An 18,411-nucleotide genomic window follows, 5' to 3' on the forward strand; every position below is an offset into this window, starting at 1 on the left:
CCGGCCTAGCGCGCCGCATCGTCGGGCGCGGGCTCCAGCTCAAGCTCCCTGGGGGTTGCACCCGCCATCAGCCTGCCGAGCAAGGCGTCGTTGACGTCATAATATTGGCCCGAGACAAGCACCCGCGAAACGGTCTGCCCGTCGCCGCGAAACAGCCTGGAGCTGACGAATACCTTGTGGCGGCCGAGCGCGTCGGAGACGGCCCTGCGCTTCCTGATCTGGCTGGCAACCGGTGTACGCATACGCCCGAGGCTCCTGAACCAACACGGCGACTATCCCTCAAAGTTCTTAACTGATCAATCTATGCCACCCGGGCTCCTGCCATTGCTCGACTATGCCAGGTGTATCGGCACAATGGTGGCCATGATTCGTCAGCCCGTCCCCGGGCAGCCTTAAGGAAAAACCCGTTGCTGGAGACGGCACTCTATAGCCCGGTGAAGCGCTTCCTCGAAGGGCTCGGCTTCGAGGTCAAGGGCGAGATCGGCGGCTGCGACCTGCTGGCGCTGAGCAGCGATGCGCCGCCCATCGTCGTCGTCTGCGAGCTGAAGCTGCAATTCAATCTCGAGCTGATCCTGCAAGGCGTCGACCGTGCCGCCGCCGCCGACGAGATCTGGCTTGCCGCCCGCATGTCGCCGCGTGGCAAGGGCCGCGAGGGCGACAAAAGGTTCCGCAATCTGTGCCGGCGGTTGGGTTTTGGCCTGCTTGGCATCTTTGATGACGAGCGTATCGAAGTCCTGCTCAGCCCGGAGGCACCCACGCCCAGGCGCGATGCCAAGCGCCGCTCCCGCCTTGTATCAGAACATCGCCGTCGCCAAGGCGACCCGGTCGCCGGCGGTGGCTCTCGCGCACCGATCATGACGGCCTATCGCCAGGATGCGCTGAAATGTGCGGCAGCACTGGTCGACGGCCCCAGGCGGCCGCGCGACCTGAGCCAGGCGGTGCCGCGCGCGCCAAAAATCCTGCTCGACAATGTCTATGGCTGGTTCGTCCGCGTCGATCGCGGCATTTACGATCTGACTGACACGGGTCGTGAGGCGCTGCAGCGCTGGCCGCAGCAGGCGCCCAAGGCGGGCTGAAGCCCAATTCAACGGTCGAACAGGAAGTAGCCGAAGGCGACGCCGGCGGCGTTCGGCTGGGCTTCGATCTCGGTGCGGATTTTCGGAAACAGGTCGGATGCCAGCTCTGGATCCTTGATATCGGCCGCCTTGATGCCGTTGTCGCTGGCCAGCGCCACGATCAGGTGCGGTTCGGGTGCGGTGGCTTCCTGGTCGTTGAGCGGGAACAGCTTCATGCTGAAACTCGCCGCGTCGGGCCCGGACTTCTTGAGCAGGCTGGCGAAATTGTAGACGACGCCGTCCTTGCCGATCAGCAGCAGGTTGACGTTGCGGCTGCCGGTCCGGCTCAGCGTGCCCTGCAGCGAGTCCCCGACCTTGAGCTTGTCCTTGTTCAGTTGCAGGCTCGGGCCCTGGCCATCGTCCGGATGCACCGCCTCGAGAAAATCGGCGACCGGGCACTGCTCGCGCTCGATCATCCTCGGATTGACTTTTGGACCGCTGCCGAAAGCCGAGGCAAAGTCGCGGGCAAGCTTGTCGAACGGCGCTTTCGAGGTCGCAAGCCCCTCGACCTCGGGGCTGGGCGCCGATGCATTGGCCACCGAGGCATAGAAGCAGGGCCCCCCGTCGAAGGCCTTGAACCAGTCGGCGGCGCTGACTGCGGCCTTCGGGGGCGCCGGCAGGGCCACTGGTTTGACCGGCTCGGCCGGTTTCGGCTTGGCGATGTCAGTCGGCGCTGGCGCCTTTGCCTCCGTTGCCGGCTCGGGCAAAGGCGACGGCGTCACCGGCGTCGGGACTGTCTCCTTGGGTGGTGGCGCGGGTGTGAGTTTGCCGCCTGCGGTTTCTTCTCCCGATGTAACCCTGGCATCGCCGGTCAAGAATCCGTCCAGCAGCCCGGAAAAATAGGCGCCGCCACCCAGGGCTGCCATGGCGGCCAGCAGGACCGTGCCGACCAGCGCGCCGCGCCGCGACTTTGGCGCATTCGCAGCCGGCGCCACCTTGGGAGCTGTCTTCTGCCTGATGTCAGGCATTGGCCGGCCGGTCGTTCCTGCGCTGCGCCACGGCGCGTCGCGCGGCAGCACCCCTTCCGGCGGCAACGGCTTCTGGCCGCTCGATGCCGATCCCGGCGGCCGCCAGGCAAGCTCGGCCGGCTTGCGCTGCTCCTGGTCGTGCGGCGGCACGCCGGGCAGCGTGACGGGCGGCGCCGTCGCCCCACTGGTCTCGCGCAGCCATTCGACGATCGCCGCGGCACTTTCCGGGCGATCCCTCGGGTCGGGCTGGAGCATGGATTGCAGCAACGGCAGCAGATCCGGGTCGATGCCCGAAAGATCTGGCACGGTCCGCCGCTTCTCGATCACCTCGACCGGCGATCCGCCCATGTCGAGTTGCTTGCCGCGCAAGGCCGCTGCCAGCACCAGGCCGAGGCTGTAGATGTCGGACTGGTCGGTAATTTCACCGCCATACAGCCCGAGCTGTTCGGGCGAAACGAAGCTGTATTTGCCGGCGAAGCTGCCGCCGAGCAGCGTACCGCCGCCGACATTGGCCGAGCGCGCAATGCCGAAATCGATGATCTTGGTCTTTTCCACCTTGCCGCCCGGCAGCACGATGTTGTCTGGCGACAGGTCGCGGTGGATGACGCCGGCCTCATGCGCCACCGACAGGCCTGAGGCGACCCGGGCCAGCATCTTGCGCGCCTCGCGCGTGTCGAGCGGGCCGCTGCGGATGCGTTCGCCCAGCGACTGGCCGTCGACGAACTCCATGGCGAGGTAGGGCCGGCCGATCGTCGGGTCGATGGTGAAGACGTGATAGCGCACGATGGCGTCGTTGGAGAGGTGGTTGAGGATCGACGCCTCCTTGCGGAACAGCGCCAGGATGCCCTGGTCGCGGGCGAATTCGCGCAGCACGACCTTGATCGCCACCGGATCGCCGGTCTGGATGTTATGGCCGCGATAAACCTCGCCCATGCCGCCGGTGGCAATATGCTCGTCGATTTCGTAGATGCCGTTCAGTTGCACGCCCTGATGGACACCGGTATCGGGCGCGATACGTGTCTTGTCCTCCGGCGTCATGACCTGGCTCCATCCATGCGTGAGCGCCAATCGGCCATTGCTTCACACCTCAGGTATTGGATCACTCGGCGGACAATAACACGGAATTTCGCGATGGTGACTTTTGCTCGCAGGGCCTTTGCATGGCCGGGCAATAGGCCGTTTGATCTATGTCGACTACGTTGACACCGATCCGCGTCAGGAGGATGCTTGAACGCTAACAAATGCAAGCCGTGCCAAGCCTGTAAAGACTGCGCGTCCGAAAGGAGCAGTTCATGGTATGCGAAGGCTGCTTGCCTGCTCGCAATGCTGGCATTTTAACGCAACTGACTGGTGCCTTGGCAGCCTGCGGTCTCCTCCTTCTGTTTGCCTTGAGCACTGCCTTTGCGGCTGACGGTGTTTCCGGCCGCCGCGCAGCACTGGTCATCGGCAACACTGCCTACCAGCACCTTGCCCAGTTGCCCAATGCCGCCAACGACGCCGACCGCATCCGCGAGGTGCTGGAGCGCGCCAATTTCGAGGTTACGCTCGGCAAGGATCTCGACAAGAAGGGCCTTGAGGAGACCATCCTCGGCTTCCTCCGGACGCTGAACGATGGCGACGTTGCGCTGTTCTATTACAGCGGCCACGCCGTGCAGGTCGGTGGCCACAATTTCATGCTTCCGGTCGATGCGACGCTTGCGACCTCCTACGACCTCGAGGTGCAGGCCTACAACATGTCGAGCCTGCTCGAGTACATGCGCGAGACCTCCTCGCTGCAGATCGCGATCCTCGACGCCTGCCGCGACAATCCCTTCGCCAACAATTCCTATTATGTCGGCCAGGCCAAGGTCGCGGTCGAAGGCAAGAAGGGTCTCGCCTCTGTCGCACCACAAGATGGCACGCTGATCGTCTATTCCACCGCCCCCGACCGGGTGGCGCTCGACGGCAACAACGGCCTCAGCCCCTTCACCGGCACCTTCGCCGACTATGCGCTCAAGCCCAATGTCGAGATCAGGAAGCTGCTCAGCGACATCCGCGCCGAGGTCATCAAGCGCACCGACGGGCGCCAGACGCCTTGGGACGCCTCAAGCCTCACCTCATCCTTCTTCTTCGTAACCCGGCAGAACCTGTTGATTATTGAGGATATGCGCGAGGTTCGCGTTCCGCCTGCGACCAAGGAGGTGGCACTGCGCATCTCCCCGCCCATCACCAGCGGCAATGCCGAGCTGACAATCAATTTCACCAAGCTGCCCGACCAGGGCACGCTCTGGCTCGGCGACGAGCAGCTCAGCCTCGACAGCAAGATTTCAGCCGACCGGATCGAGGAAGTCATGTTCAAGCCGGCCTCCGGCGACATGACCCAGGACGAGGTGCGCTACACCGTCACCACCGATGGCGGCCGCAGTGCCAGCGGCATCGTCCGCGTCGTCGTCGATGCCCAGGCCATCGCCGAGGCGCAGGTCAAGCCGGCGCTCAACATCCAGCAGGGCGACGAGCCGAAGCCGGCAGCGCCCGAGCAGGCCAAGCCGATCCTCGTCGCCATGGCATCCGACATCGGCACCGGCTTCGCCGCCATGCCCGAAGAGGTGGTGCGCTCGACAAGCGCCGCGCCCACCGGCTGGCTCCGCCTGGAAAAGCGCGATCCGGAGACGCAAGTTGCGGTCGACGGCAAGATCGTTTCCGAAGGCGACCTGATCAAGGCCGAAGACATCACCAAGCTGCGCATCCGCCCGTCGCTCAAGCTGGTGAGTGCCGAAGACGATGAACAACCGGTGGCCGAGACGGTCGCGATGAACACCAATGCCGGTGCCGCCAAGGTGGACACCAGCACCGACAGCATGGAGGTCAAGCCGCTCCCCCTGCCCGCCGACAAGGCGCCCGCCAAAGAGCCGTTGCGCACCGTCGTGCTGGTTCCGGCGGTCAAGACCGCCACGCCGGCGCCGATCACCATCAATGTCGCCGTCTCGGTCAATGAATGCGACACGCTCGCCGCCGAGCCTCTCGACGTCCAGGCGGTTGCCGACGGCAAGCTGCCCAACGACATCGACGTGCCCAAGGCCCTGACAGCCTGCAAGGCAGCCGTCGACCAGCATCCCGAGGTGGCGCGGTTCAAGTACCAGTATGCCCGCGCGCTCTATGCCGAAGGCAACTTCAACGAGGCCCTCACCGAGCTCAATGCCGCCAGCGACGCCGGCCATGTCCGCGCCAGCTACCTGCTCGGCAGGCTCTATCAGTTCGGCGCGGCGGTAGAGCGCGATCCGGCCAAGGCAATCCCGCTGTTCGAATCCGGCGCCAAGCGTGGCGATCCCTATTCGCAATATGCGCTGGGTCGGGCGCTGGTCACGGGGCTCGGCACCAAGCCTGACATCGATCGCGGCATGGCAATGGTCGCCAGTGCCGCGGAGTCCGGTCACACCTATGCAATGAACATGCTGGGCGGCGAGTACCTCTCCGGACAGCATGTCAAGAAGGACGATGCTCGCGCATTGAAATTCATCACTCAATCCGCCGACCGCGAAGATGTCTTTGGAATGGTCTTACTCGGCGTACTCTATCGTGACGGTGCTGGCGTCCAAAAAGACCCGACACGGGCCGCAGAACTTTTCCAGAAGGCGCATGCCAACGGACATCCCTATGCCGGTCGACTGCTCGGTCGCATGGCACTGCGTGACAAGACTGCGGATGTGCAGACTGTGGCTGGCTGGTATCGGGAAAGTGCCGAGCGTGGCGACGCCTGGGCAGGCTATTTTGCCGCCGAATTGCTCAAGGACAATCCAACACTGCAGCGTGACAGCGGCGAAGTCGCCCGTCTGCTCGCGCTCTCAGCATCGCACAACACCAAGGACGTTTCGGTAGACGCCAAGGCGGACCTGAAGAAGGTCGACAATTCGGATGTTGGCAAAGAGGTGCAGTTGGCGCTTCAGCGGGCAGGCCAGGATGTCGGCGAAGTCGACGGCAAGCTCGGCACCAAAACGCGTGACGCCGCTAATGCCGTACTCGGAACGGAAGCTCCACGCGACCCTCGTGATTTGCTGATGGCGCTTCTGCGCAAGGAATGGATCGATTCACGACCACGTCTGGACATGCTGGGCTCATAAAGGGGAGACGTACATGCGTTCGCATACCATCAGTCTTCTTATGGCGACCGTACTGCTACCGCTTGGCGGTTGCGGTTCCATGATGAAAGTCGAGGAACAGGCAGTCGCTCAACCCGTGCAGCCCGTGCAGGTCAAGAAAGCGGCTCCAGTGAGGAAGGTCGCGGTCGCGGCGCCGGTCCAGCCACGGGTGGTCAAGAAACCGATTGTTCCTGCGACGCCAAGCAGTGAGCGCAGCGAAAAAAGCGACAGCGGCAATGACGGTGGGAACGATCCTTGGTAGCAGACCACCAACTGATCAGCTCCTCACCCAAACTCGTAGCTGAACCCCTCGCCTGACGCGCCGACTGTCACGCGCGTCAGTTTTTCCCCATCGAGCGAGCGGTTGAGCACGCCTCGGCTCAGTTCCGGCAGAAGTGTGTTGGTCAGGATCGCGTCGATCATGCGGCCGCCGGATTCGATCTCGGTGCAACGCGCCTTGATCAGTTCCATCACGCCATCGCCGATCACCAGTTCCGCGCCGTGGCTGATCTGCAGCCGGCGCGCGATCTTGCCGAACTGGTGGCGGGTGATCGCCTCGATCATATCGCCCGACAGCGGATAATAGGGGATCGTCACGACACGGCCTATGAAGGCCGCCGGGAACACCTTGAGCAAGGGTGCGCGCAAGGCAGCGTCGAGGTTCTCGACATTCTCGCGCAGCTCGCCGCCCTTTGTCTTGGTCATGATGACCTCGGAGCCGACATTGGAGGTGAGCAGGATCAGCGTGTTCTTGAAATCGATCCGCCGGCCCTCGCTGTCGTCCATCATGCCCTTGTCGAAGACCTGGAAAAAGATCTCGTGCACGTCGGGATGCGCCTTCTCGACCTCGTCGAGCAGGATCACCGAATAGGGCCGGCGTCGCACGGCCTCGGTCAGGATGCCGCCCTTGCCGTAGCCGACATAGCCCGGAGGCGCGCCTTTCAGGGTCGACACGGTGTGGGCTTCCTGGAACTCCGACATGTTGATCGAAATCAGGTTCTGCTCGCCGCCGTACAGCGTCTCTGCCAGCGCCAGCGCCGTCTCGGTCTTGCCGACGCCCGACGGGCCGCAAAGCAGGAACACGCCGACCGGCTTTTCCGGCGCGCCAAGCCCTGCGCGGCTTGTCTGCACGCGTTTGGCGATCATCTCCATCGCATGGTCCTGGCCGACCACGCGCTCGGATAAAGTCTGTGCCAGCCGCAGCGCCTTTTCGGTCTGGCTGGTCAGCATCCGCCCGGTCGGGATGCCGGTCCAGTCCTGCACCACTGATGCAACCGCGTTGCGGTCGACGGAAAGCAGGATCAGCGGCGTTTCGCCCTGCGCCTCGGCCAGCACCGCCATCAGCTCCTTGAGCCGCACAAGGTCGGCCCCGGGATCGGAGGCCGCCTCCGGCTGCTCCGCGGTTTCGGCCGGTTCAGCCTGGGGCACGCTGTCAGCGGCAACATCTTGGCCGACCGCAGCGTCGTCATTGGCTGCGACCGGCTCTTCGCCTGCAACTTCGGCTTGGGCGGCCTCCGCGACAACCGGATCGAGCGCCACGCCCTGTCCGCGCAGTTTGGCCCGCAGTTCGAGGATCTCGGCGACGGCTGCTTTTTCGCTGTCCCAGCGCGTCTGCGCCGCCGCCAAAGCTGCGTCCGTCTCGACCAGCCCGGCCTCGACGCGTGCCTTGCGCTCGTCCACTTCGATGCCGATCGCCGCCTCGCGGCCGATGATGCCTTGCTCGACCTCGAGCGCCTGCCGGCGGCGCATCAGGTCCTCGACCTCGCCGGGCCGGGAATGCTGGGAGATCGCGACGCGGGCGCAGGCCGTATCGAGCAGGCTGACCGCCTTGTCGGGCAATTGCCGCGCCGGGATGTAGCGGTGCGACAGCTTGACCGCCGTTTCAATGGCCTCGTCGAGGATCTGCACCTCGTGGTGCTTTTCAAGCACGCCGGCGACGCCGCGCAGCATCAGGATGGCGGCCGCCTCGTCTGGCTCTTCGATCTTGACGACCTGGAAACGTCGGGTCAGCGCCGGGTCCTTCTCGATATGCTGCTTGTATTCGGCCCAGGTGGTGGCAGCGATGGTGCGCAGCTCGCCGCGCGCCAAGGCCGGCTTCAGCAGGTTGGCGGCATCGCCCGTGCCGGCCGCACCACCGGCGCCGATCAGCGTATGCGCCTCGTCGATGAACAGGATGACAGGGGTTTCCGAGGATTGCACCTCGTCGATGACAGCCTTCAGCCGCTTCTCGAACTCGCCCTTGACACTGGCGCCGGCCTGCATCAGCCCGACGTCGAGCATGCGCAGGCTCACCCCTTGCAGCATTGGCGGCACGTCGCCCTCGGCGATGCGCAGCGCAAAACCCTCCACCACCGCCGTCTTGCCGACGCCGGCTTCGCCGGTCAGGATCGGGTTGTTCTGCCGCCGCCGCATCAAAATGTCGACGATCTGGCGGATTTCCGGGTCGCGGCCGACGACGGCGTCGATCTTGCCGTCGCGTGCCCGCTGCGTCAGGTCGGTGGCATATTTCGCCAGCGCCGACTCCCCGCCAGGCGACAGGCGCCGCGGCGCCGCGTCCGAAGGTGGAGACGCACTCGCCACTGAGCCCTCCAGCGAGCCATCGATGACATCCGCAAAGCGCCCGATAACGCCGTCGGCGTCGATCTTGTCGAACTCGGTGCTGATCTTCGACACAAGCCCTTCCAGCACCGGCACCTTCAGGCAGGCCAGGATCACATGGGCGCTGCGCACTTCCTCGCTGCCGAATTCCAGCGTCGCCAGGTTCCAGGCCTCCTGGATGGCGTGGAAGATATGGTCGGAGAACTCCTCGATCGAGGTCGCGCCATAAGGCAGCTTGTCGACGGCGCGCGTCATGTCACCGGCGACACGGGCGGCATCGACTCCGGCATCGGCCAGGATCATCTGCACGTCGGAGCGATCCGAAAGTACAAGTTGTTCAATGAAATGAACAAGTTCGACGTAAGGGTTGCCACGCAGCTTTGCCGCGTCGGCCGCCGCCTTGAAGGCGCGCAGGCAGGTGGGATTGAGCTTGCCGACAAGTTCCTTGCGCTTGAAGCCCTGAGACGACCTGCGCGGCTGCACGCCCTTTTGTTCCATGGAGGTTCTCCAATGGCCGGACTGCGATCCTTCCAATTTGCCACACAAACCGCGACTTTACAAAGCGTGCCACACGACCGGCTGTAGCCGCCGATGACGAGACGCGAACAATTCGCATGAACCCGGTCACTAGAGCTTAAGCGCTACCCTCGCCCAACTTTGAGCGCCGCCTGAATTGTGCTAAAACCATCATCGAGTGGAATACCGGCTACTTCCGACCTGAGTATGGCGTGGGGGGGTGCGTGGTTGATCTTGCTCTTTGGCTCAACCCTTTGAACGGTGAAAACCCGTCCGGGGAAGATTTGCGCAACGATCCGCGCTTCCACGAGCTTGAGCGCCTCATCGAGCCGCAGGTCGACGTCGTCCACGACGAACGCAACAGACCCTCATCGCAAGTCAGTATCCCCGTCGATTGGGCAGCCGTGCTGGACAAGGCCGAAGAGCTGCGCGCCCAGGGCCGCGACCTTCGCCTGCTTACGCTTGTCACCCGTGCCCAGGCCAATACGCAAGGGCTGGCCGGACTGGCCGAGGGCCTGACGCTGATTGCGCGCACTTTCGACGAACATTGGGAAACCATGCACCCGGCGCTCAGAGCCAATGCGCTGCCGCGCGACGCAGCGCTGCGCCGCATCAACGCGCTGCTCGACTTGCAAAACGGCCAGGACGGACTGCTCGCCAACCTCCGCCAGATGGCATTTTTCGCGCCGCGCGGCTTTGGCCCGATCACCGGCCGCGAACTGGAGCAGGGCGCGCTTGACGACCGCGTCATGCTGCAGGAGGCGGCGCAGGGGCTGAACACCGCCGAGCGGGCAGCCCTTTCGTCAGCCCACGAGCAACTTCTGGCCAAGCTGCGCAGTGCTTGTGCCGCGCAGTCCGATCAGGCTGGTCCCGCCATGGAGCAACTGGTTGCCGACGCCCGCGCGGCGAACAAGGCCTTGAGCGCCGTCGACACGGCCCTCAACAAGCGGCTGGAAACTGCTGGGCCGGCGGTGCCGGACCTCAAGAAGTTTCTCGATCGCATGCTGACGACGCTCGAACGCGGATCGACAGCGCGTACCGCGCCAACCAGCACGGCGAAACCCGAACTCACCCAGGCCACACCGGTCGCAGCACAGCCCAACGGCCACGCGCCCGAACCGGTGGTCAACCAAGCGGGACCGACCATGGCCCTCCCCGACCGCCTGTCCTCGCGCGACGACGTCGTCAAATGCCTCGACCTCGTCGTTGCCTTCTACGACCGGACCGAGCCGTCGAGCCCGATCCCGCATCTCGCCCGCCGTGTGCGCCGCATGGTGCACATGGATTTCGTTGAACTGATGGAAGATCTCGCACCCTCCGGGCTGAAGGAATTCCGGCTGCTTGCCGGGGTTCCAGACAGCAAGAAGACGCCTCAGAAGGATGAAAGGTAGCCAAGCATGCCAGCGGAAAGCAAAGCAAAGGTCATCGAGCGAAATCGCGCCCCGCGCGTGCAGATCGCCTATGACGTCGAGACCTACGGCAGCCCGACGACGATCGAACTGCCTTTCGTGATGGGCGTGATGGCGGATCTCGCCGGCGCATCGCAGACCAAGGAAGCGCAAAAGACGGTGCTCGATCGCACCTTCGTCGAAACCGACGCCAACAGGTTCCCGCGCTTCATGGAAGCGCTCGGGCCGCGGGTGAAGGCGCGGGTGAAGAACACCTTGCCCCAGGCCGAGGGCGCGGAGCGCGAAGAAGAACTGCCGGTCGATCTCACCTTCTCCAAGATGGGCGATTTCGCCCCCGACAAGATCGCCGAGCAGGTTCCGCAACTGGCCGAAATCCTCAAGATGCGCCGCCAGCTCGAGGAATTGCTGGGCTTCATGGACGGCCGGGCCGACGCGGAAAAGCGCATCGCGCAATTGCTGAACAACGAGCCGCTGCTCGGCCAGATCGCCAGCCAGGCGCTCTCCGACAGCGACAAGGTCGAGGAATAAGACCATGGCCGAACAGCAAAAAAGCCCAACCGTCGCCGAAGCGGAAGCCATCGATCTCGGCGAGTTCAGCGATCTCCTGGAGAAGGACTTCAAGGTCAAGAAGGACGACAGCGAGAAGCTGCAGCAGCTGGTGCGCAATCTCGCCCTTGCCGCGCAATCCCGCTCCGACACCACCACCATCTCGTCGAACGCGATCAAGTCGATCAAGTCGCTGATATCTGGCATCGACAAGATGCTGACGATCCAGCTCAACGAGATCCTGCACGCGCCGGAAGTGCGCGAGATGGAAGGCACCTGGCGCGGCCTTTGGTACCTCGTCAACAACACCGAGACCGACCAGAAGTTGAAGATCCGGGTGATGAACATCTCCAAGGAGCAGCTGGCTGACACGCTGGAGGACTATGAAGGCCAGATGTGGGACCAGAGCCCGGTCTTCAAGAAGGTCTATACCGACGAATATTCGATGTTCGGCGGTGAGCCTTTCGGTTGCCTGATCGGCGCCTACGAGTTCTCCAACCACCCTCGCGACGTCGGCCTCTTGCGCAACATTTCGGGCGTCTGCGCCTCGGCGCACACACCGTTCATCGCCGCCGCCTCGCCACGCCTGTTCCGCATGGACAGCTGGCAGGAACTGCCCAACCCGCAGGACCTGCAGCAGATCGTCTCCAACCCGGCCTATGCCTCATGGCAGTCGCTGCGCGAGAGCGAGGACGCGCGCTACATCGGCCTCGCCATGCCGCGCGTTCTTGCGCGGCTGCCCTATGGCGCCGACACCGTCCCGGTGAAGGGTTTCGCCTTCGAGGAAGAAGTCCAGGGCGACCACCACAAATACATCTGGATGAACGCCGCCTTCCCGATGGGCGTCAACATCAACCGCAGCCACAAGCTGTTCGGCTGGGGCACCCAGATCCGCGGCGTCGAGAATGGCGGCACGGTGATCAACCTACCGGTACACAGCTTCCCCACCGACGATGGCTCGGTGGCGATGAAATGCCCGACCGAAGTCGCCATCGACGACCGGCGCGAGGCTGAATTGGCCAAGCTCGGCCTGATGCCGATCCTGCATCGCAAGAACACCGATCTTGCCGCCTTCATCGGTGCCCATTCGCTGCAGGACGACGAGACCCGGGCCGGCAGGCTCGTCGATCCCGACGCGCAGTCCAACGAGCGCCTCAGCGCCAACCTGCCTTACCTGTTTCCGGTCTCGCGCTTTGCCCACTATCTCAAGGCGATCGCTCGCGACAAGGTCGGCTCGTTCAAGGAACGCTCCGACATGCAGGTCTGGCTGACGGAGTGGATCAACCGCTACGTGCTCGCCAATCCGGCCTTCGCCGACGACAAGGCTCGCGCCAAGCGTCCGCTTGCGGCGGCGGAAGTCCAGGTCGACAGCGTCGAGGGTCGCCCCGGCTACTACAACGCTCGCTTCTACCTGCGTCCGCACTACCAACTGGAGGGAATAAACGCCTCGCTTCGGCTCGTGTCGGAGCTGCCTTCGGTCAAGTCATGATTTGCCATGAGCAACGGAGAGCGAAATGCCTGAGACCAGAACCAAGATCGACGGTTTTCTGAAAGTCCCTGATATTCCCGGACCGAGCGTCCGCGACGGCCACGACGAGGAAATTGAGGTGTATGGCGTCGACTACAGCATGATCGCGCCGCATGACCCCAACTCGCTGTCGCGGCGCGGTCGCGTTGCCTTGGGCATGATCGAGTTCACCAAGCATTACGACATGGCTTCACCCTATCTGCAGAAGGCGTTGTTCGACAACACGCTGATGGGCGAGGTGAAGTTCTCCTGCCGGCGCACGATCGAGGGCGAGACCAGCGACTATCTCGTCGTCACCCTCACCGATGCATCGGTTGTGACCTACCATATGCGTCCGAGCCCGGACGAGCCCGACGTCATCGAAGACAAGGTCTCGTTTGCCTACAAGACCATCAAGTTCAACTACGACGACAAGCACGAAGTTGAAATGGATGTCCATGTCGGCAAGTGACGGGCATGTACGGCGCCACGGCGCCGAGATCGCAGCGGCCACCGGCAGTCCGCGGGCGAAACGCGAGGCGGTTCAGCCTTCCCTATGGGACCGCCTCGTCAACGACTTGCCGGGACTGAATTCCGAGATCGACGGGCTTCGGCACCTCCTGGAGGAAGAACTGGGGACCGAGCGTCTCGACGGCTTTCTCAATGGCACTGCCAGAGCTATCGATTCAGATCTCGATCTGACACCTGAACAAAAGCGGCGCCTGCACAGGCTGAGCTTTCAAAACAGGCAGCGTGTCGAACTGGAAAGTCGGGGTGTCGTTGTGTCGGCTCGTGTGCTGCGCGAGGCGGTACGGCGCGACATCGAGGCATTGTTCAACACCGAGCGCTTTGAAGCGACGCCCATGCTGTCCGACAGCGAGATCGAGCACGCCGCTGACGATCCGCCCGATCTTATGGATTTCCCGGAAGTACGCCGAAGCGTCGTCAACTACGGCGTGCCGTCATTTTCCGGCCGGTCATCCCGCGACTTCGATCGTGAAACCCTGGCGCGCGAGATACGTCAGGTGCTGGCCAATTTCGAGCCCCGTCTCAAGGACAGCGCGACAAAGGTGACAGTCAACCTCGGCGACAAGACCACCGGCCTCAAGATCGAGATCGATGCCGTGCTGATCATGACACCGACACCGGAGCGATTGCGGCTGCGCACCACGATAAATCTCGACAACGGCATGGCGCGGACCGATTTCAAGGAAGCCTGAACATGGATCGGATCTTCCTGGAGTATTACGAGGAGGAACTGACCCACATCCGCACGCTCGCTGCGGAATTCGCCGACATGCATCCGGCGGTCGCGCGCAACCTTTCGCTCGACACGGTGCCCTGCCCCGACCCCTATGTCGAACGCCTGCTCGACGGTGTCGCCTTCCTTGCCGCGCGGACCCGGTTGAAGGTCGATGCCGAGCGCTCCAGGTTCGCGCGCAGCGTTCTTGACGTCCTTTATCCAGACCTGCTTACGCCGGCACCTGCAACCACAATTGTGGTGCTGAAACCCGGCCAGCAGGTTCAGACGATGAACACTGGCCATGTCGTCAAGCGCGGCACCCGATTGGTCGCCAACCTGCAGCCCAGCCTGTCGACGCGCAGTACCTTCACGACGGCTCAAGACGTCACCTTGTGGCCGATCGAGATCGCGTCCGTCGGCTACTACCAGGACCGAAGCGCCCTTGCCGCAGCAGGCATCTCACCGATCGGCGGCATCACGTGCGAAGCGGCACTGCGCATCAACATCGCCAGGGTTGGCAAGGGCAAACTCAGCGAACTGGCGCTTGACCGGCTCGACCTGCATTTTGCCGGCCGCACGAAGGCCTCGCTGCTGTTCGACACGATCTTTGGCGTTTGCACGGCGATGGGGGCCCGTCACGTCGGCAAATCGGGCAAGCTCACTGTCCTGCCGATGCCCGAGATGATCGGCATCAGCGACACTGAAGCATTGATGCCGCGCACGCGCCCGACCTTTGAAGGCTACCGCCTGCTGCGCGAATATTTCATCATGCCCGAGCGCTTCCACTATGCACGCATTCAAGGACTGCTGCCTGTCGTGCGCAGCACGGAGGCCGGGCTCGAAATCGTCTTCATGCTGCGGCGGTCCGTGCCTGAACTCGCCGACTTGTCACCCGCGGATTTCGAACTGTTCGCCACGCCGCTGATCAACCTGTTCGAGCGTGAATGCAACGTCATCGAACTCGATGCCCGCAAGACCCGGCAGGTTCTTTACGCCGATCGCACCCGGCCGAGAGATTTCGAGATCTACCGCGTCACCCATGTCGAGGACGCGGAGGCCGAAGGCGCCGACGCCGAGATTCCGGCACTTTTCAGCCTCGGTCAGAACCGGGGCAGTGGCTGGGTCTATTCGACCGAACGCCGCCCGCGCCGCGCCACGGAAGACGAGCGGCGCGTGGGCATGACACGCACATCCTACACCGGTGACGACGTCTTCCTGGCGATTTCCCGCCCGGCAGGCATCCCGACCGGCCGTCCGCTCAAGCGCATCGAGGTCACGGCTCTTTGCACCAACCGCGACCTGCCGATCCTCGATGACAATCCGACGCTGACGCTGGAGAGCGGCGATCCGGTCGAGGCGGTCCGGCTGCTCGGTGCATTGCGCGCGCCGCAGCCATCGATCCCGGCCACGCTGCCTGCCGGCGCCGAAGCGGAATCCCGCGCCGATGAACTTGCCTGGCGGCTGGTGGCACAGCTCGCGCTCAATTTCCTCAGCCTGGCCAAGGAGGGTCGTGGCGTCGATCCGCTGCATGCGCTGCTCGATCTCTATGCCGATCGCGGCGACCCGGGGCTAACCCGCCATGTCCGTTCGATCGTGCGCATCGACTCCCAGCCGGTGATCGAGCGGCTGGCGATACCGGGGCCGATGTGCTTCGGCCGCGGTACCGAGATGCTGCTCCATATCGACCAGTCGGTCCTGTCTGGACAAAGCTCGTTGCTGCTTTCCGCTCTTCTGGCGCGGTTGTTTGCCCGCCACGCCGGTATCAATGGCTTTGTGCGCACCCGCACGCGGCTGCTCCAGAAGCAGGAGGACGTGCCATGGCCGATGACGCCCGGCAACCGCTTCCTGATCTAGCGGCGCGCGACACGCTGACGGAGAGCTACGACTTCTTCGAGTTGCTTCGCCAGCTTGAAAACCGTGGCGGCGGCCTGTTTGGTCATTCCGGGCGTCCGGATCGCGAGCCGGCGCGCCTCGGGCAGCATGTGCGCCTTGGCTTTTCGACCCAGGACGTCGTCAAGTTCGAGGAGGCCACGGACAAAAGTGTCGCGCGTGTGACCGTCGCCAATCTGGGGTTGCTTGGACCTGAAGGTCCGCTGCCGCTGCATATAACGCGCTGGGTGCTCGATCGGATGTCGCAGCGCTGGTTCGCCGGCGCCGACGCGCATCAGACCAGCGACACGACCTTCGTCGAGTTCGTCAACATCCTGCAGCACCGCCTGATCGCCCTGTTCTATCGCGCCTGGGCAGATGCGCATCCGGGCGTGCAGGTCGAGCGTGCCGTCGGTGGCCGTGTCCGCTCCATGCTGGAGGCGATGGCCGGCATTGGGCTGCCCGATACCAAAAACTCCCAGGATCCGGACCTGGATGCGGTCAAATTGCGACAGGCGGCGGCACTTGCCGGACAGGTCGACGGGCCGGAGCGGCTGACCCTGTTTGTCGCCGAGGTCTTCAAGGTGCAGGTCCAGCTGAAGGAGTTCGTCGCATCCTGGCTGGAGATTCCAGCGGCCCTGCAGACGAGGCTCGGCATGACCAGCGCTTCTCTGGGCAGAAGTGCCACGATCGGACCGCGCAGCTTCAGCCGCCAGAACAGGGTCGAGTTGCGCATTGGTCCGCTCGACTTGGACACCTATGCGACGTTCCTTCCCGGCAGCAGGCGGCTGGCCGTGCTGAAGCGCGCCATCCGCGACCTCATCGGTGAATTGCTCGACGTCGATCTCAGGATCGTGCTGGCCCGCGAAGAGGTGCCACCGGCGCGGATCGGTGCTGCGCAGCTCGGTCGAACGGCGTGGCTTGCGCCCCCTGCGGAAAGGGACGATGCTGAGGATATGCGCCTGCGGACGATCGTCGGTTGGCGGCCAGAAATGGCGGGAGTCGGGGCATGAGCTTGCTCCTCACGCTTGAGCAGGGACCGCGCGCACAGGCAGTGCGCCAGACCCGGCTGGACAAGGGTGAACTGGTGATCGGTCGCAGTCCCGATGCGGACTGGCAGATCGACGACCCCGATATGTTCGTCTCTCGCGCCCACTGCAAGATCACATCAGGACAGGACGGCTACGTCGTCATCGACACGTCCAGCAGCGGCCTCTTCATCGACGACGCCGGCAGCGCCCTCGGGTCTGGCAACACGGCGCGGCTGCGCCACGGAATGCGGCTCCGGCTCGGCGACTATGTCGTGTCGGTCGAGCTGCAGCCGAATGAGGCCCAGCTACAGCATTTCAAGCCAGCACCGTCCAGGACATCGGTGCCGCAACCGGCGCCTGCCGCATCTCGCGCGCCCGTCGGCCTGGGCGGCGATGACTTCTTCTCACTCAAGACCGACGAAGAGCCCCAGCGTCCCCGCCCCGCTGATCTTCCGAACCCGTTCGAACATCCCGAACCCGGAGCGTTTCGCGCCTACGAGCGCGCCGGAGGCTCCGAACGAAATTCGCCCGCTTTCGACGATCCGTTCAGCCTGGACCCGGTGGCGACGCCTGTGGCGAACGGTCATGCCGATGACGGCCAGAACGGCACGGCAGCCTTCGCCGATCCTTTTGGTCTTACTCCCGCCGAAACACCGCCGCCCAAGCCAAAGGCGGAGCCGGTTGTGACGCAGTCGCCGTCATTCGATGACGGTTTTGACCTGCCACCCATCGCGCCGCCTCCGCCCATAGCCGATTCAAAGCCACGCGAAGCCGCTCATGCCCCCTCCCCAGCCAAGCCGGCATCGCCGGCACCTTGGGATCTGCCGGTTCGCCTGCCTGATGCCCCGCCTCCGCCGCCGATGTCCCTGCGTGCCCGAGAGAAGGCTGCGTCGAGTTCGACTGCACCAGCAGCGGCGCCTTCCGACAGCGCGCTGCGGGCCGCATTCCTGCGCGGTCTGGGCCTTGATGAAAACGATCCGTCCAACCGTGATCCAATTGCCGAAATGGAGAAATTCGGCCGCGAGTATCGCCTTATGCTCGAAGGCCTTATGCAGCTTTTGCGCAAGCGCGCCGAGGAAAAGGGCAATGCCCGCATCGAGCAGACCATCGTTGGCTCGTCCGAAGTCAATCCGCTCAAATTCCTGCCGACCGTCGATGATGCGCTTGCGACCATCCTGGCCGAACGCAGCCCGGGATTCCTCGCCGGCGAGCCGGCCATAGCGGACGCGATACGCGACCTCGCCCATCATCATGTTCGCGCCTGGCGCGGCCTGCAGGGCGCGCTTCGCCACATGATCGACCGCTTCGATCCTGTCGCGCTCGAGGAGGAACTGAAGTCGAGTTCCTCGATCGAGAAGCTGCTGGCTGGCGGCCGCAGCGCCAAGCTTTGGGACCTCTACAAGAAACGCCATCGCGAAATCGCCGTGAGTGCCGAAACGCGCTTCATGGGCGAAATAGGAGCCGACTTCCGCAACGCATATGAAGAGGAGTGAC

Annotated in this window: 14 protein-coding genes; 11 read left to right on the forward strand and 3 right to left on the reverse strand. The window is 64.0% G+C overall.

Annotated elements, in window-relative coordinates:
* Positions 1-5: 5 nt before the first annotated feature.
* Positions 6-242: a hypothetical protein gene (locus J1C56_RS03395; protein ID WP_214385953.1), complete on the reverse strand. Its 237-nt coding sequence runs from the start codon at positions 240-242 to the stop codon at positions 6-8.
* A gap of 165 nt (positions 243-407) precedes the next feature.
* Here J1C56_RS03395 and J1C56_RS03400 point away from each other — a divergent pair, with 165 nt between their 5' ends.
* Positions 408-1,076: a DUF2161 domain-containing phosphodiesterase gene (locus tag J1C56_RS03400; RefSeq protein ID WP_214385955.1), complete on the forward strand. Its 669-nt coding sequence runs from the start codon at positions 408-410 to the stop codon at positions 1,074-1,076.
* Positions 1,077-1,084: 8 nt separating this feature from the next.
* On the opposite strand, the gene J1C56_RS03405 is transcribed toward J1C56_RS03400, so the two are convergent.
* Complete coding sequence (locus J1C56_RS03405; protein ID WP_214385957.1) at positions 1,085-3,121, reverse strand: serine/threonine-protein kinase; 2,037 nt, start codon at positions 3,119-3,121, stop codon at positions 1,085-1,087.
* Between the two features lie 350 nt (positions 3,122-3,471).
* Here J1C56_RS03405 and J1C56_RS03410 point away from each other — a divergent pair, with 350 nt between their 5' ends.
* Both J1C56_RS03410 and J1C56_RS03415 read left to right on the forward strand, forming a co-directional pair.
* Positions 3,472-6,180, forward strand: coding sequence for a caspase family protein (locus tag J1C56_RS03410; RefSeq protein WP_214385959.1), 2,709 nt, complete (start codon positions 3,472-3,474; stop codon positions 6,178-6,180).
* Positions 6,181-6,193: 13 nt separating this feature from the next.
* Positions 6,194-6,460, forward strand: a complete 267-nt coding sequence (locus J1C56_RS03415) for a hypothetical protein (protein ID WP_214385961.1) — start codon at positions 6,194-6,196, stop codon at positions 6,458-6,460.
* A 23-nt stretch (positions 6,461-6,483) separates the two neighbouring features.
* On the opposite strand, the gene tssH is transcribed toward J1C56_RS03415, so the two are convergent.
* Positions 6,484-9,279, reverse strand: coding sequence for a type VI secretion system ATPase TssH (gene tssH / locus J1C56_RS03420; RefSeq protein ID WP_214386664.1), 2,796 nt, complete (start codon positions 9,277-9,279; stop codon positions 6,484-6,486).
* 257 nt (positions 9,280-9,536) lie between these two features.
* Between tssH and tssA the strand changes: the two genes are divergently transcribed.
* From tssA to tagH, 8 genes are read left to right on the forward strand one after another with little or no spacing between them, the layout of a single operon-like run.
* Positions 9,537-10,703 carry a type VI secretion system protein TssA gene (gene tssA, locus J1C56_RS03425; RefSeq protein WP_214385963.1) on the forward strand — a complete coding sequence of 389 codons (1,167 nt, stop codon included), beginning with the start codon at positions 9,537-9,539 and terminating at the stop codon, positions 10,701-10,703.
* Positions 10,704-10,709: 6 nt separating this feature from the next.
* Positions 10,710-11,249, forward strand: coding sequence for a type VI secretion system contractile sheath small subunit (tssB, locus tag J1C56_RS03430; RefSeq protein WP_214385965.1), 540 nt, complete (start codon positions 10,710-10,712; stop codon positions 11,247-11,249).
* A gap of 4 nt (positions 11,250-11,253) precedes the next feature.
* Positions 11,254-12,756: a type VI secretion system contractile sheath large subunit gene (gene tssC / locus J1C56_RS03435; protein ID WP_214385967.1), complete on the forward strand. Its 1,503-nt coding sequence runs from the start codon at positions 11,254-11,256 to the stop codon at positions 12,754-12,756.
* Between the two features lie 25 nt (positions 12,757-12,781).
* Positions 12,782-13,246 (forward strand): Hcp family type VI secretion system effector, encoded by a 465-nt coding sequence (locus J1C56_RS03440; protein WP_214385969.1) that lies wholly within the window; start codon positions 12,782-12,784, stop codon positions 13,244-13,246.
* Positions 13,233-13,994, forward strand: a complete 762-nt coding sequence (gene tssE / locus J1C56_RS03445; RefSeq protein ID WP_214386666.1) for a type VI secretion system baseplate subunit TssE — start codon at positions 13,233-13,235, stop codon at positions 13,992-13,994. Before J1C56_RS03440 ends, tssE begins: the two co-directional genes overlap by 14 nt.
* A 2-nt stretch (positions 13,995-13,996) precedes the next feature.
* Positions 13,997-15,871 carry a type VI secretion system baseplate subunit TssF gene (gene tssF / locus J1C56_RS03450; RefSeq protein ID WP_214385971.1) on the forward strand — a complete coding sequence of 625 codons (1,875 nt, stop codon included), beginning with the start codon at positions 13,997-13,999 and terminating at the stop codon, positions 15,869-15,871.
* The gene (gene tssG, locus J1C56_RS03455; RefSeq protein ID WP_214385973.1) at positions 15,835-16,899 is read left to right on the forward strand and encodes a type VI secretion system baseplate subunit TssG; all 1,065 of its coding nucleotides are present in this window, start codon (positions 15,835-15,837) and stop codon (positions 16,897-16,899) included. Before tssF ends, tssG begins: the two co-directional genes overlap by 37 nt.
* Entirely contained in the window at positions 16,896-18,410 is a 1,515-nt protein-coding gene (gene tagH, locus J1C56_RS03460; protein ID WP_214385975.1) for a type VI secretion system-associated FHA domain protein TagH, read from the forward strand. The genes tssG and tagH overlap by 4 nt, the downstream gene beginning before the upstream one ends.
* Position 18,411 lies beyond the last annotated feature (1 nt).

The sequence above is a fragment of the Aminobacter anthyllidis genome (assembly GCF_018555685.1).
Taxonomy (GTDB): domain Bacteria; phylum Pseudomonadota; class Alphaproteobacteria; order Rhizobiales; family Rhizobiaceae; genus Aminobacter; species Aminobacter anthyllidis.